This is a genomic window from Veillonella parvula (assembly GCF_032472435.1).
GTDB classification, from domain to species: Bacteria; Bacillota; Negativicutes; order Veillonellales; family Veillonellaceae; genus Veillonella; species Veillonella parvula_N.
Genome location: NZ_JAWEGM010000001.1, coordinates 408,400 through 424,049 on the forward strand (window position 1 = coordinate 408,400; position 15,650 = coordinate 424,049).

Below are 15,650 nucleotides of genomic sequence, written 5' to 3' on the forward strand. Positions count from 1 at the left end.
AATTAAATGAATTGACTTATCGTGTAAAATAGATACCAAAGGGGTTGTCAAGCAGGTATCTCAGGAATATAAGAGAGTGTAAATATATTTTTTGTTTAGTTTAAAAGGAGGTGCATTTATGATAACGTATAAGAAAGATAGTAAAGATAATTTACAATCATCTGACTCATCTATGCCCGTGTTAGCAATGTGTTACGACTTTGATAAGACATTAACCCCTGACGATATGCAGGCACAAGGATTCATTCAATCGGTAGGCTATAACGAAGAGCAAATCAAACAATTTTGGCATGAATCAAATCAATTGGCTAAAAAACATGATATGGATAATAACTTAGCCTATATGTACAAAATGATTCAAGAAGCAGTAGGCCATTTCTATGTAACAAAAGATAAGCTCATGGAATACGGCAATCAAGTAGAATTATACGAAGGGGTACGGACTTGGTTTGAACGCATTCGTCAATATGGCTTAGAACAAGGCGTTAAGATTGAACATTATATTATTTCGTCTGGCTTAAAAGAAATGATCGAAGGCACTGAAATGGCAAAAGAGGGGGCTTTTACCAAAATCTATGCCAGTGCATTTATGTTCGATGATAAAGGTGTAGCTGTTTGGCCCGCACAAGCCATTAACTATACGAATAAGACGCAATTTTTGTTCCGTATTCAAAAAGGAATTCTCGATATTAATGATACTGGTGTTAATGATTACATTAAGCCTGAAAATCAACGTGTGCCGTTCCGTAACATGATTTATATTGGAGATAGCGATACAGATATTCCTTGTATGAGTCTTGTGAACGCTAATGGGGGTCATTCTATAGGTGTATATGATCCATTTAAGAAAGATAAAGAAAAGGTATATAAGATGATGCGTCATCATCGTATCCGTTATTATGCACCTGCAGACTATTCTAATGGTTCAAAACTAGATACATTAGTGAAGCAAATTATTCGTAAAACCGCAGCCTATGAAGTATTAGAAGGCGAATATATTCATTGTAAATACGAAGCCGAGGAGTAATATGGAACAATCTAAATTAACTAGCGAATGGATTCAAACCTTTAACCGATTAGGTTCTGAAGGTAAATTAAAACCTACCGTACCATATCATGATTTATTTAACCGAAAAGAGTTAAAAGGATTTCCGTTACACACATTACCTATGTGGACGGTAAATTTTCCAACAGGTTATATTACGTGTTGTGATCCTCTAGTAACATTGCCAAGCAAACCAGATACATATCTTAGACAGGTAACACCAGGTACGTATCTGTTAGAGACTAAGATAATCGAAATGGAACCAAATGAATATCGTTATGTAGCTAGTCGAGTTGTTTTTAGTGGCAATGAACCTGTATACTATGAATTAGCATTAAAAGGAACTGAAGACTTAACCGATTTAGATGATGGAGATACCTATATTGGATTTCCTGTAGATTCAGGTTTAGCTACAATTGTAGATGCACAAACAATTGAAATATATAATAAGTTTTATGAACAATGGCATATAAACTACCCTGAAAAAAATATATACGATGACTATTATAGTGATTTATTCCAATTAAATGCTATGGCATATCCACAATACCAACGTTCTAAAGGAGATTGGATTAACTTTACAATTCCTGATACAAAATTGACCGTACCGATGATTCAATCTGGATTTGGCGATGGTTTATATCCAGTATACTGGGCATTTGATAAAGATGGTCAGATCTGCCAAATTATTATGGAATACATTGATTGCAGTGAAGCATATGAATAATATACTGGGTGTAGTTAAGGAACCAATTTTATAAATCAAAAAATATAAAAATAAGGCGCTTAGATAACTAAGCGCCTATTAATATGTTCATATTCATCTGAGAAATTAGATACCAAAAACCCAGTTAACTAACACGCGAATAATACTTAAACCAACAACCATTTCAGCAAGAAATCTTAAAGAACTCTCCATGCCATTTCCTAAATGTTTTAAACCGCCAATTTTGGCTTTACTTACAATATCACACCAGCACATAAAATTCCTCCATAAGAGTATGAGTAAATTAGATAATTTATATTACTATTTTACAATCTAATTCTAGAAAATTCAATATAAATTTTATGTAATAATAATACTTTATTGGCATATAGAATAATTAAGAATATGAAAAGTATAGTTTATTTAAAGAATATAAATATGTTAATATGAAATCAACTATTGATGTGTTGTGTAATGGAGTGCTTTATGAGAAAGTTTATATTAAGCTTTGCAATAGCATTGGTTGCATGTAATATAATAGCTGCAAAAGAATATATTACATTAGAATCCCAAACTGGCAATACCATTGTTGATGAAAAAGGACAATGGATATTGGGCCCATATGATAACTTACATGTGGAGTATATAAAAGGATATAATAATAACTATGTATATGGATCATTTTATGAAAATGGTCAAAAACGATATGTAAATTTAGTTGAACTAGCCTATTTACCAGTAGGGTATGAATATGAGTTCTATTATAAATTTGCTAAAGCTTTCACTAATGGGGGCTTTAAATTATTAAACTTAGATGGTACATATGCTATTAATGATGTGATTACTGATTATGATGATTTAAGTGATACTATAATATTAGGTAAAAAAGGAGAATATTGGTATGTATATAATAGAGTAAGCGGCAATCCAATTATTGATAGTCCTATTAGAAGTATCAAAGAGAGTATTACCAAATATTGGTCTAGAAAAGATAAAAAATATCTTTATAAATTATATACTATAGATGATTATACAAAATATCTTACAGAAAATGGTGTTTTACTTAGTGTTGATGAAGCTATAGACCTTATTAACAGAAATGATTATATAGAAATACGTAATAATGATGGTGCGGGAGGTGATTCATATTCTGATGAGAATTTTTATAGTAGAGCTCCATCAGATGTTTATGATTTATTTTCAGAAGTAAATGATAAAGGTAATACTTTATATGGTATGAAGACAAAGGATAATATAATCGTTATTCCTCCTAAATATAAATCTATAAAACATTTAGGTAAAGGGTTTAAGTACTTTGTTGTGACTGATGAAAATAATAGGTATGGTATTGTAGACTCATTAGATCAAACTATAGTTGCTACGAATAACTATTCTTATGAAAGATTAAGTGATCGTAGCTTTATTTTGAAAGATTCATATGGTAATAGTATTTTTAATGCTAGTTCAGGTGTATTTTATGCTGATGTTTTTGATAGTATAGATACATCAAAGCCTAATTATGTATTAAATAAAGTTACTACAGCAACTTATGATAAAATAAAATATGTAATTGATACAAACTCAGGTTATAAATTATTTAAATTACCACATTATGATGACGATATAACATCATTTTATAAAGCTTTATTTGTTTATAAATCTAAAGGGAAATATGGCCTAATGGATTATAACGGTAATATAATTATTGAACCTAAGTTTGATAAAGTTACTATTGATGAACCTGAGTTAGCGGAATATATAAAAGAAATAGATTCATATGATAAATAATTAATTTTTTACTGATTATTATGATTAACTAAAATAAACTAGCTTATAGACTTATAGGCTAGTTTTTGTTTTTAATATAAATTACTTCCGATAACGATATATTATCGGAAGTAATTTAATGCCAAAAATTGGGCCTAAATGGCCCAATCCCTTGTGTTATATAGTTTTTTGCTTATTTACGTTTAAATGTGTATGGTTCGTATTCTACATCATTATGGCGGTTATTCCACCAGTTCCAGCCGATTCTTGCTAACTTCCAGGCAATGAATCCTACGATGATTCCTAATACTAAACCTGTTAATACATCTGTTGGATAATGTGCAAATAAGTAAACTCTAGAGAATGCTACTACTATTGAACCTAACAATGCTAAAATCCCTAAATATCGCTTCTGAGGTGCTATTTGGCCTAAGCCTAGGTAAATAGTCATGGCTGATGCGAATGAACCAAAGCTATGACCTGATGGGAATGAATAGCTTGTAGCTTTTGGTAGTGCAGATTCCAACGGTACCGTTACATTTGGAAAATCAACAAATGGTCTTAATCTAGCTACATTTGGTTTTAAACCTTGGTCGCCAATTATAAAAACAAATCCTAAAGCAATAATAATCGCCACGCCTAAAACACGATATTTTTTTTGTAGCATTAATAATAAAGCTATTATAATCCATAATGCGCCATTACTTGTAATTTTTGAAATAAATGCCATAATTGGTGTTAAAAAACTATATACAAAATGTTCATGTACATAGAAGATTAAAGAGTGATCAAATTGTAAAATTGTGTCCATAAATTCCTCTTCTAGTCTACTTTTTCCTAAATGATAATTATTGAGAATGTCTTATTATGCTTTTTATTTTAATAATTAATCTATACTAATTTATTTACGTATATAATGATTTCTCATTTACAGCCCAAATAATAGCCTAAACTATTTATATACAATGGTCAATAGTTTAGGCTATATTTCATAAAAGCTATAGTTATGATTTCTTTTTATCTGTTTTCTTAGGTGGCGCTTCAGGTGTTGCAGGCATTGTAATAATCGTATCTACAGGGTCATATATAGACTCAAAGAAATCAGTTTGAGTAACCCAGTTACCATATGTAATGGTTCTATACGTATTCATTTTTAAGCCTACATGGCCCTCTTGTACCTCTTTTTCTTTTAAAGATGGATCTACCTTAGTTATTGTTTTATTTGGAATCTCACCATAATCGCCTACAGAGATAGATACATTTTTTGGTTTATCTTCAGCTGTACCTATAATGTAAATAGTTAACGTACCATTATTCATAACACTTAAGATATAAATAGAATGTTGGTACGGATTTCTAAACTTAAAATCTAAATAGCCCCAAGCTACTGTAGCATCTCTGCCAGCTTGAATATATCCAACTGGTTCAAAGTGAGGTGTACGTTCAATAATATTCATCCCAGATAATAAAGCTGTATTGAATATAGTGGAACTTACTTGGCAAATACCACCACCGATACCAGGAACTAATTTGCCATCAATCATAACGGGCGCATCATCATAGCCAGCTTCTGCAGTACGTTCTCCTACAACATCGTTAAAAGAGAATTGTTCGCCGGGCTTAATGAGTGTACCATTTATCTTATCAGAAGCTAATTGGATATTATGTGTTCTGCTTTCATTGCTAGGATCAAATTCCGTTGTGAAGGATGCCAATACTGTATTTAATGGTTTTAAATCAGCATCGGTAACTTTTACCGTATTCTGCGTAGTAAATACCATGGAAAGAGAGTTTATACTATCGCCAGTCTGTAAATCATCTTTTAGCTTTTTGAGGGTGGCATCAATATCAATACGCTTGCCTTCTTTCGCCGGATGTATTACTACTTGTCCATTTTCAACAGTAAGAAATGCATCATGACCAGGCGTATCTATTGTTTTTGCTAACTCAGTGAGATATGTTTTACCCTTTACTTCGTCTAACTTATATTGTGGTTTAAAATGATGACCATAAAATAAACCATTAAATCTATGTGACAATACTGTCCACATATCATCCTCATAGCCGTATGTGGAAATAGCTTTTACCATAGCCTCTGTATCGAATTGAATACCTAAATCATGATATGTGGCTTGTTGTTTTTTATTATTTCCCATATCGATAGATATAGTCTGAGGTATCTTATCATTCACCTCTTGTAAACGTGCTTGTAATTCGTTCTTTGGTGTATTTGATAGATCTGTATCATTATAATATACACCATAAGAAATATTTTCTGTTGGAATGTATGAGCAACCACTTGTACCCAAAAGAACAAGTACTGTTCCTACTAATATGTATTTCTTCGTCATGTATTCGTAAACGCTCCCGAATAAGTTATTATATTCTCTAATTATAGCATATAAAGATCTAATCTATGGTACAATTATATTGATATTTTATAGGTAAGGGTGAATTATGTCAGAGTCTAAGAAACAACAAAAACATTTTTATTTGCGCAATAATGATGCGCTTATGAATAGTACAAAGTTGTCTATGAAAGCAAAACAAAGCATATTGTTATCTAAGGCTGAGAATACTGTTGATGCTTACGAATCGGATTGGGACGATTTCGTAGATTGGTGTACTTATCAAAAGGTATCTTATTTTCCAGCTACACCAGAAACAATAGTAAATTATATTAACGATCTAGCAGATTATGCAAAAGCAAATACAATTTCACGTCGTATTAGTGCTATATCTGAAAATTTTAATGCTTCTGGCCAAAGAGATAATCCATGTATGGCTCCTATCGTTAAACAGGCCTTACGTGGTATTAGACGATTAAAAGGAACATTCCAACAAGGAAAAACCCCAGTTTTGTTAGAAGATATTGAAGATATTATAGACTGTATGAATAAGCTAGACGTGCCGGAACTTCAATTATTGCGCGATAAAGCTATTCTTTTGATTGGCTTTATGGGTGCTTTCCGGCGCAGTGAGATTGCAGCTATTACAGTAGAAAATCTTCAATTTTCACCACAAGGTGTTGAAATCTTTGTAGCATCCTCTAAGGCCGATCAAGAAGGTCAGGGTGCAGTGGTAGCTATCCCACATTTATCTGGTTCTCCGTTAGATGCAGTACGAGCCTTACAACAATGGTTACGTGCTTCTGGTATTACTGAGGGACCTGTATTTAGAGGGTTTACAAAAAATATGTCTTTACGTAAAACAGCTATATCCGATAAGATGATTGCAGAAATCGTAAAAAAATATATTTCTCTTATTGGTTTAGATCCGACTATGTATGGCGCTCATAGTTTACGTCATGGCTTTGCAACGACTGCAGCAGCTTATGGTGTTGAAGAACGTAATATTATGCGACAAACACGTCATCATAGTGTAAATATGGTTCGTCGTTATATCAATGAAGCAAATAAGTTTGTAGATAATCCTATCTCTACAATTTTTGAAAAGCGATTTAGATAACAATCATAAATCAGTTGATTTAGACAATAATTATAAATCGTTTAATAACATACATTAGATAACAAAAAGCAGCTATCTCTGTTAGAGTAGCTGCTTTTTTGCGTGGGATTAACCCATATATATTTAGTTTTGAGCCATATAGTCCAAAGCTCTAACTGGACTATCAGATTTCTTTGCTGGTACCTTTAAAACTGTACCAGGTACAAGAGCACCAGAATCGCTAATATTGTTGAGTTCCTTCATGGCATATACCATTTCACGAACATCCATATCTTTATGAGCTGTACGTGCTGCAATATCCCACATTGTATCGCCTGCTTGAACCTTTACTTCACGTATATTATGTGTATTTACCTCTGTTGTAGGATTTGACATATTATAACCAAATAATACTGTTAAGCACATTCCTACCATCATCAATATATTTTTCATCTCATACCTCACATTTACATCGAACATAATATCTGAGAACATTTGTTTGTTTACATGTTTATAATAGCACACGAACGAATGTTCGGTCAAGTGTTTAAGAACAAATGTTTGCAAAAACTTTCAAAATTTCCTATAATAGGGATATAAGTTAAATAAATACCTTATGTTTTTATTATATAGTATGATATGAGTTATTTTTTACGCATAGAAATGTTAACATTATTTTTACATTAGATTGGCTTTGGAGGTTTATCGTGAGACGCCCTGCTACAGATATCAATACAAAACAGCGCCGTATATTAGAATTTATAAAAGATTCATTACATAATGAATATCGTTGTCCTACAGTTCGTGAAATCTGTACACATGTAGGGCTAAGTTCTACTTCCACCGTTCAATCTCACTTAAATACTTTAGAAAAATTTGGTTATATTAAACGTGATCCCAATAAAAATCGTGCTATTACTGTATTAGAAGATACTAAACCTTCTATTTCAGTAGCCGGTAATGAAACGTCTAGCTCTGATAACTTTGAGTTTTTAGGGGCTGGACTTAAACAAGTACCTCTTATCGGCACTGTACAAGCAGGTATGCCTATTACTGCAGTAGAAAACCTAGAGTCCACGCTTACATTGCCAGTTCAATTGACTGGTGATTCCGATTGTTTCTTGCTTCGTGTTCAAGGCGAATCTATGATGAATATCGGTATGTATGAAGGTGATATGCTCATCGTGCGCCATCAAAATACTGCTAATAACGGTGATGTTGTTGTTGCTCGCATTGATGATGAGGCTACCGTAAAACGTTTTTATAAAGAAAATGGTCATATTCGTTTACAACCTGAAAATGATGATTTTGCTCCAATCATTGTAGATGATTGTCATATTGAGGGCCTTGTAATCGGTCTTGTACGGGATAGAATATAAGCAACAAAAAAAACGGCAACATATTGTTGCCGTTTTTTTTGTTGCATGTATAAAGTTTATTTTTAATGTAAACTATTTTCTCTCCGTAGAGTAGCAAAAATAGCACCTGATATATTATGCCATACACTAAAAATAGCCCCTACTAGCGTTGCTAATGGATTTAATGCAAAATTTGTTGCTGCCAATGTTACGGCTAAACCACTATTTTGCATTCCTACCTCTATTGCTAGCGCTGTAGTTTTATCATATCTTAATTTAAGCAGTGCTCCTACACCTAATCCTAGTAGTAGACCTAGTATATTATGTATACCAACAACAATAAGTGTTTCAAGCCCAGAAATCAATAGTTTCTCTTTGTTAATAGCAATAATGGCTGCTATTAACAGTATAATAGCAATCATTGAAAAGATTGGACTAATGCTGGTTAAAGTATTGATATGTGATTTACATACATATTGGATTACTGCGCCCAATAAGATTGGCACAATAATAACTTTTACCATAGTAATCATCATAGGTAGTACTTGAACATCTACCCATGCGCCACCGATATATAAGATTAATAATGGTGTAACTATGGGAGCTATTAATGTTGAAGTAATTGTCATTCCTACAGATAAAGGGACATCACCATTGGCAATATAGGTTATAACATTACTGGCTGTTCCACCGGGACAACAACCTACTAATATTACACCAATAACAATATCCGGTGATAAGGTAAATATATGGCAAATTCCCCAAGCTAATAGAGGCATTATCGTATATTGTGCAAGTACACCAATACAAATATCTTTTGGATGCCTAAGGATACTACATAAGCTTTCAAACTTAATAGTAAGCCCCATTCCAAACATGGCTATACCAAGTAAAAAAGGTGTATAAGCGATTGCCCAAGTAAAGTATTCTGGTACTATATAGGCAATACATGAAAAGCCTAGGATTATAAAAATCAAGTATTTGGAAAGGACGTTATTGAGTGTAAGTAAATGATTCATAACTTCTCTCCTTAATTTGGATCGTATGAGAAGTTATCAATAAGTCGTGTAGGGCCAATATATATGGCCATAGCCACTAATACTGGAGCAGTAACCTCTTGTATAGGTTGCATAGTCTTAGCATCAACAACTGAAATATAATCTATTTTAGCAAGTGGTTCGGTTTGTATAGTGTCTGTCATAGTATCAATGATACATTTAGCAGGGCAACCATATTGTATAGTTTGTTTTCCCAATTGAATAGCTTTATACAATATGGTTGCAGCTTTCCGTTCTTCACTAGACAAATATGTATTACGAGAAGATTTTGCTAAACCATCTTTTTCACGAACAATGGGAACACCAATAATATTGACAGGAAAATTTAAATCAAAGACCATTTTACGTATAATGGCTAATTGCTGTGCATCTTTTTCACCAAAATACGCATTTGTTGGTTGAGTAATATTAAAGAATTTTGCCACCACAGTGCAAACGCCTTTAAAGTGAATTGGTCTGCGAATACCACACAATGTATCAGATAAATCCGCAATGTTTACAAATGCCTTTTTATCTTGGTACATTTCCTCCGGATTTGGAGCAAAAATAAGATCGACACCATGTGATTCACATAACTTTTTATCGCTATTAATATCACGAGGGTAAGTACTTAAGTCTTCATTTTCTCCAAATTGAATAGGATTTACAAATATAGAGACAATGACCTTATCGTTATTTTTTCTAGCTTGATCTATTAATGCAGCATGTCCTTCATGTAAGAATCCCATGGTTGGTACATAACCAATTGTATAACCTTCTTTTCTCCAGCTATTTACTGTATTCCGTACATTTTCGATAGTTGTTATAACTTCCATTATATTCCTCCGTTATATTGTAAATACGAAGATAGTCCTATACAGTCTACTGTAATTCGATCAATGACAATTATTTTTGATCAACTAATAAACCATGTTTCTCATAGTTTTTTATATGACTTATCTTATTACTATTATCTACAAATACAACGAGAGGATTATGGCTCTCAACTTCGCTTTCATCAAGCTGTGCATAACACATGATAATTATCTTATCATGTACTTGCACATGTCGTGCAGCAGCACCATTTAAACATATAACACCACTACCTGCTTCTCCGGCAATAGTATATGTACTAAAACGTGCTCCATTATTGATATTTACAATTTGAACTTGTTCATATTCTCGTATTCCGGATGCATTCAATAAATCTGTATCAATTGTAATGCTCCCTACATAATCAAGCTCTGCTTGTGTCACAGTAGCTCTGTGAATTTTACCTTTTAACATTGTTAGTATCATGCTAAACTCCTTGTGTTTTAAATGTACCCGCCATATTGGTCGGTTCGAACTTTCACAATTTGTCTGTTTATCATGAATTAACAGTAGACTAGAGTATAGTTAAAAATACTATCTCCAGAGAAATTATACCATAATTATAAATTTTTACATTAAAATACAATTAATATAATACAAATAATGTCACTCTAATCAAAAATAACAGTAAGATTGTAGTATAAAATAAAAACCAGTAGCTACAATGTAGTTACTGGTTTTTATTTTATACTGATATTTTATTTTAGATATTCTGCTAATGCTTTATCAATATATGCTGCTTCATCAGACGTCGGTTCACACATTGGTAAATTAAATTTTCCCACAGGTAAGCCAATTTTACGGGCTGCATATTTAATAGGAATCGGATTTGTGGTAATGAACATCGCTTTTATAATTTCTGATAAAGCTTGATGAATACGAATCGCTTCGTAGTTATGGCCAAATTCATAAGCTTGAATCATTGCATTCATATCTTTGCCTGCTATATGAGATACTACAGATACGACTCCACATCCTCCAATAGATAACATCGGTAATGTAAGACCATCGTCCCCACTATATACCATGAAATCATCTCCAGGCATTAAACGCTTAATTTCAGAAGCAATCATTAAATTACCACTTGCCTCTTTGATAGCACAAATATGTGGATATTCGTTATGTAATTGAACTAAGGTAGTTGGGAAAATACCTGTCCCCACACGACTTGGTACATTATACACCATAATTGGCAATGTAGTAGCTTCTGCAATAGTTTTAAAATGCAAATATTGGCCTTGTTGGTTAGGTTTATTGTAATAAGGTACTACAACTAGCAAACCATCGATACCATCGATTTTAGAGACTTCCTTTACAAAGTCTGCAGAAGCTTTTGTATCGTTACTGCCTACATTGGCAATAATCGAACCTTTATGTCCACATTCTTTTGCAATCGCATTAAATAGAGCTAATTTTTCGTCTCTAGACATAGTTGGGTTTTCACCCGTTGTACCACAAACTACAAGACCATCAGAGCCATTATCTAACAGATAATTGGCGATATCTATACAATTTTCAATATTTACAGATCCATCACTATTAAAGGATGTCACCATAGCTGTTAACACTCGACCAAAGGTTTTCATATATATCCTCCCCTTGATAGATTAAAATGCTTGTTTTTCCACCAAGTACTCAGCAATTTGCAACGCATTAAGAGCTGCACCTTTACGAATTTGGTCCCCTACAATCCAGAAGTTCATACCGTTGTCATTGTATAAGTCTTTACGAATACGACCTATTTCACAGTCGTTTTGATTAGATGTATACAATGGCATAGGGTAAATTTGTTCAGCAGGATTATCTTTAACTTGTAAACCAGGGAATTTTTCACATGCCGCCTTGAAAGCCTCTACAGATACAGGTTCTGCTGTTTCTACCAAGACAGATTCAGAATGAGAGCGATATACAGGAACACGAACTGTAGTTGGAACTACTTGAATAGTTTCGTCATGAAGAATTTTTTGCGTTTCGTAAACCATCTTCATTTCTTCTTTAGTATAATCATTTTCTAAGAACACATCAATTTGTGGCAATAAGTTGAATGCTACAGGATAGTGTTTAGGAGCAGAGCCAGTTGGCAACAGATTTGCTGTCATTTCTTCGCCTGCAGTATATTGTTTTACTTGATTTTCAAGTTCTTCAATACCTTCTTTACCTGCCCCAGATACAGCTTGGTATGTACTTACAACTACACGTTTAATTGGAGAGAGATCATGAAGAGGTTTTAATCCTAAACTCATGATAATTGTAGAGCAGTTGGGATTTGCAATGATACCTTTATGTTTCAAAATATCTTCTGGGTTAACTTCTGGTACTACGAGTGGAACTTCAGGATCCATACGGAATGCACTAGAGTTATCAATTACAATAGCACCGCGTTTAGCGGCTTCAGGCGCTAATGTTTTAGATATAGAGCCACCTGCAAATAGCGCAATATCAATATTATCAAAAGATTCAGGTTTTGCTTCTTCTACAATATATGTTTTACCATTCACAGTAAGTTCTGTACCTGCAGAACGAGCGGAAGCTAATAGTTTTAAGTTTTCATAAGGAAAGTTACGTTCTTCAATAAGTGTAATAAATTCAGCACCTACTGCACCAGTAGCACCTAGAATAGCAACATTAGGTTTTTTCATTGATACATCTCCTTGCACAAAAATTATAAATAATGTTCTAAACCGTATGTTAAGCCAGTTTTAGAAGTAATTTTTTTACATGCTAATACTACGCCTGGCATAAAAGATAAACGGCTTAAGCTATCATGACGTATGGTTAATGTTTCATCATAACCACCAAATAATACTTCTTGATGAGCCACATAACCTGGAAGGCGTACACTATGAATTGTTACATCGTCAACCTTAGCACCACGAGCACCTGGTAAGCTTTCACGAGTTAAATCCTCATCAGCAGTTACCTTAGCAGCTTGTTTAGCATCATTAATCAATTTAGCTGTTAAAATAGCTGTGCCAGAAGGCGCATCGTATTTGTGATTATGATGTAATTCTATAATTTCTACATTAGGAAAATATGGAGCGAGCTCTGCAGACACTTTCATCATCATTACTGCCCCAAGAGAAAAGTTTGGCGCCACTAAGCAATTCGCTTGATTGGAACGACCTATTGTATCAAGTTCATCACGTTGTTCTGCGGTCAATCCTGTAGTACCGATGACTAAATGAATCCCAGTGGATAACATTTTCTTCGCATTTTCATAAATAACTGCAGGATTAGTAAAATCTACAATCACATCAGGTTTATTTGTATCTAATACCTCATCGATGGAGGCATTCATCTTGATACCTAATTGTTCGATTCCTGCTACAGAGCCTACATCTTCCCCTGCCTTAGTCGGATCAATACCACCAACTAAAGTTAAATCAGGATCGTTATGTACTGCTTTGACCACTTCACGACCCATTTTGCCGCCAGCGCCATTTACCATTACTCGAATCATATATACCTCCAAAAAAGCCAGTGGATGCATCCACTGGCCTTATAGATTATATAGCTATATATACTCTTACGAAAAGCTCAATGATAGCACTCCACCAATACAAGATTGATGACAGTTGTCTATCTATTAAATAGACAACCAGAACGATGAGTCGCAATCATCGAACTTCGGCAAGCATCCCTTTTATCATGGATCAATGCATGCCTACTCCTCATGATTACTCTTAATACTCGCACCTCTATCAACATATTCATTTAATACTATTAGTATAAGTAATTATGCGATATTAGTCAATTAAAATGGTCAATAAGTTCTTTCGCCGCCGCAAGTGCTGTAGCAGACATTCCCTTACCAGACATCATAGACGCGATTTGTGTTACTCGTTCTTCCTCATTTAAGACTACTAATGTAGAGATTGTACGATCATCTTCCTCGATTTTAGATAGATGATAGTGTTGTTTCGCAATACTTGCAGTTTGAGGCAAATGGGTAATACAAAATACTTGATTTGTTCTAGATAAATTAAGTATTTTTTCTGCCACCTTAAGTGCTATATCACCGCTGATACCAACGTCAATTTCATCAAATACCATCGTTTTAAAAGCGTCACTGCGGAATACTGATTTAAAGGCTAATGCAATGCGAGCTAACTCACCGCCAGATGCTACTTTATGTAGAGGTAATAACTGTTCCCCTTTATTTGCGGAGAATAACATTTCAATAGACTTTGCACCTAATGAGGATAATTCAGTTCCCTCTTCAATATGAAATTGAATATCCCCTTTGGGCATCCCTAGATCCACTAATTCTTGATGTAAGGCCGTAGCAATCTCTTTTGCATTTTTTTGACGTACCTCGTGTAAAACTGTTAACGCTTCTTCTGCTACCCTTTTTGCTTCTTCAAAACGTGTTTCTAATTCATCTTGAGCAAATACAAGGCCTTCTAGTTCTTCTAAACGAGATTGCGCCTTTTCTTCGTATGCTAGAATATCTTCTACGGTTTCACCATATTTTTTCTTTAAGCTATAAATTGTGGTATCTCTGTCTTGGCAATACTTATAACGTTCTTCATCGTAGCTGATAGTATCCCTGTAACGATCTAAAGACTGTGCAGCTTCTTCTAGTTGGAAATAAGCAGAGTCCACCATTTCTGAGACTTCTTTTAACTCACTGTCATATTTTACTAGATCATTAACCTCTACCTTAATCGAGTTAATCGTATCAAGTAATGGTTGACGTCCATTATAAAAGGCATCATAACAAGAACCTAATACCTTATCGATATGTTCAAAACTGTCTAGACGCTTAAGTTCTTCAGCAATAGTTACATCTTCACCAACACTCAGACCAGCATCTTCAATTTCGTCGATTTGGTATCTAAGCATATCAAGCTCCCGGGCTCGCTCAGACATATTCTCTTGTAAATGATCTACATCTTGTTTTGCTTGCTTATAAATTTTATACGCATCAGTATAAGCTTTATAGGCTTCTTTTCCTTCTTTATTAAAAGTATCTAAATATTCATGATGTATATCAGTGTCTAGTAAACGTTGGTTGCTATATTGTCCGTGAATATCTGCTAAGTATTGACCAATCTCCTTTAAAGCTTTTAAAGGTATTGGTTGATCATTAGCCAATATACTAGATTTGCCATTACGATTAAAAGATCTAGATAGAATTAACTGGCCTTCTTCTATCATGATATTTTTAGACTCTAATAGGTCTTGAATACTTTGGTGATTAGCAATATCAAATATTCCATCAATAACAAAACTATCTTTACCGTGACGAATAAACTCGCTACTTGCGCGTTCTCCTAATAGGATACTAAAGGCATCCATAAGAATGGATTTCCCTGCCCCAGTTTCGCCGGTAAAGATAGTAATGCCATCATTAAATGAAATATTCATTTGCTCAATCAACGCAAAGTTGCGAATGCTCATTTGCGTTAACATAT

16 protein-coding genes and 1 riboswitch are annotated in these 15,650 nt (G+C 33.8%); of the genes, 5 read left to right on the forward strand and 11 right to left on the reverse strand.

Going from position 1 to position 15,650, the window contains the following annotated elements:
* Positions 1-118 precede the first annotated feature (118 nt).
* Positions 119-1,027, forward strand: a complete 909-nt coding sequence (locus tag E7A03_RS01825; RefSeq protein ID WP_012864377.1) for an HAD family hydrolase — start codon at positions 119-121, stop codon at positions 1,025-1,027.
* Position 1,028: 1 nt separating this feature from the next.
* Positions 1,029-1,772, forward strand: a complete 744-nt coding sequence (locus E7A03_RS01830) for a DUF4241 domain-containing protein (protein ID WP_101928280.1) — start codon at positions 1,029-1,031, stop codon at positions 1,770-1,772.
* 105 nt (positions 1,773-1,877) lie between these two features.
* Here E7A03_RS01830 and E7A03_RS01835 read toward each other — a convergent pair whose 3' ends face one another.
* Positions 1,878-2,027 carry a hypothetical protein gene (locus E7A03_RS01835; protein WP_004695850.1) on the reverse strand — a complete coding sequence of 50 codons (150 nt, stop codon included), beginning with the start codon at positions 2,025-2,027 and terminating at the stop codon, positions 1,878-1,880.
* 210 nt (positions 2,028-2,237) lie between these two features.
* Between E7A03_RS01835 and E7A03_RS01840 the strand changes: the two genes are divergently transcribed.
* Positions 2,238-3,539 carry a hypothetical protein gene (locus tag E7A03_RS01840; RefSeq protein WP_101928279.1) on the forward strand — a complete coding sequence of 434 codons (1,302 nt, stop codon included), beginning with the start codon at positions 2,238-2,240 and terminating at the stop codon, positions 3,537-3,539.
* 172 nt (positions 3,540-3,711) lie between these two features.
* Here E7A03_RS01840 and E7A03_RS01845 read toward each other — a convergent pair whose 3' ends face one another.
* Together E7A03_RS01845 and E7A03_RS01850 are read right to left on the reverse strand one after the other, a co-directional pair.
* Entirely contained in the window at positions 3,712-4,329 is a 618-nt protein-coding gene (locus tag E7A03_RS01845; RefSeq protein ID WP_287508877.1) for a phosphatase PAP2 family protein, read from the reverse strand.
* A gap of 193 nt (positions 4,330-4,522) precedes the next feature.
* Entirely contained in the window at positions 4,523-5,869 is a 1,347-nt protein-coding gene (locus E7A03_RS01850; protein ID WP_316059621.1) for a VanW family protein, read from the reverse strand.
* A gap of 106 nt (positions 5,870-5,975) precedes the next feature.
* Here E7A03_RS01850 and E7A03_RS01855 point away from each other — a divergent pair, with 106 nt between their 5' ends.
* Positions 5,976-6,986 (forward strand): site-specific integrase, encoded by a 1,011-nt coding sequence (locus tag E7A03_RS01855; protein ID WP_316059622.1) that lies wholly within the window; start codon positions 5,976-5,978, stop codon positions 6,984-6,986.
* 123 nt (positions 6,987-7,109) lie between these two features.
* On the opposite strand, the gene E7A03_RS01860 is transcribed toward E7A03_RS01855, so the two are convergent.
* On the reverse strand, positions 7,110-7,418 hold the full coding sequence (locus tag E7A03_RS01860; protein WP_302010283.1) for a LysM peptidoglycan-binding domain-containing protein: 309 nt from the start codon (positions 7,416-7,418) through the stop codon (positions 7,110-7,112).
* Positions 7,419-7,672: 254 nt separating this feature from the next.
* On the opposite strand from E7A03_RS01860, the gene lexA reads away from it, so the two are divergent.
* Positions 7,673-8,344, forward strand: a complete 672-nt coding sequence (gene lexA, locus E7A03_RS01865; RefSeq protein WP_024061662.1) for a transcriptional repressor LexA — start codon at positions 7,673-7,675, stop codon at positions 8,342-8,344.
* Positions 8,345-8,406: 62 nt separating this feature from the next.
* Here lexA and E7A03_RS01870 read toward each other — a convergent pair whose 3' ends face one another.
* The 7 genes from E7A03_RS01870 to recN all read right to left on the reverse strand — a co-directional run bounded on the left by E7A03_RS01870 (position 8,407) and on the right by recN (position 15,648).
* Positions 8,407-9,342 (reverse strand): bile acid:sodium symporter family protein, encoded by a 936-nt coding sequence (locus E7A03_RS01870; protein ID WP_287517694.1) that lies wholly within the window; start codon positions 9,340-9,342, stop codon positions 8,407-8,409.
* 11 nt (positions 9,343-9,353) lie between these two features.
* The gene (gene panC / locus E7A03_RS01875) at positions 9,354-10,196 is read right to left on the reverse strand and encodes a pantoate--beta-alanine ligase (RefSeq protein ID WP_316059623.1); all 843 of its coding nucleotides are present in this window, start codon (positions 10,194-10,196) and stop codon (positions 9,354-9,356) included.
* A gap of 70 nt (positions 10,197-10,266) precedes the next feature.
* Positions 10,267-10,659 (reverse strand): aspartate 1-decarboxylase, encoded by a 393-nt coding sequence (gene panD / locus E7A03_RS01880; RefSeq protein ID WP_120054783.1) that lies wholly within the window; start codon positions 10,657-10,659, stop codon positions 10,267-10,269.
* Between the two features lie 272 nt (positions 10,660-10,931).
* Positions 10,932-11,819, reverse strand: a complete 888-nt coding sequence (gene dapA / locus E7A03_RS01885) for a 4-hydroxy-tetrahydrodipicolinate synthase (protein ID WP_316059624.1) — start codon at positions 11,817-11,819, stop codon at positions 10,932-10,934.
* Between the two features lie 21 nt (positions 11,820-11,840).
* Positions 11,841-12,872, reverse strand: coding sequence for an aspartate-semialdehyde dehydrogenase (locus E7A03_RS01890; RefSeq protein WP_021148151.1), 1,032 nt, complete (start codon positions 12,870-12,872; stop codon positions 11,841-11,843).
* Positions 12,873-12,895: 23 nt separating this feature from the next.
* Positions 12,896-13,693 (reverse strand): 4-hydroxy-tetrahydrodipicolinate reductase, encoded by a 798-nt coding sequence (gene dapB / locus E7A03_RS01895; RefSeq protein WP_316059625.1) that lies wholly within the window; start codon positions 13,691-13,693, stop codon positions 12,896-12,898.
* Between the two features lie 76 nt (positions 13,694-13,769).
* Positions 13,770-13,942, reverse strand: a riboswitch (Lysine riboswitch).
* A 41-nt stretch (positions 13,943-13,983) separates the two neighbouring features.
* Positions 13,984-15,648 (reverse strand): DNA repair protein RecN, encoded by a 1,665-nt coding sequence (gene recN, locus E7A03_RS01900; protein WP_287501874.1) that lies wholly within the window; start codon positions 15,646-15,648, stop codon positions 13,984-13,986.
* Positions 15,649-15,650: the final 2 nt, after the last annotated feature.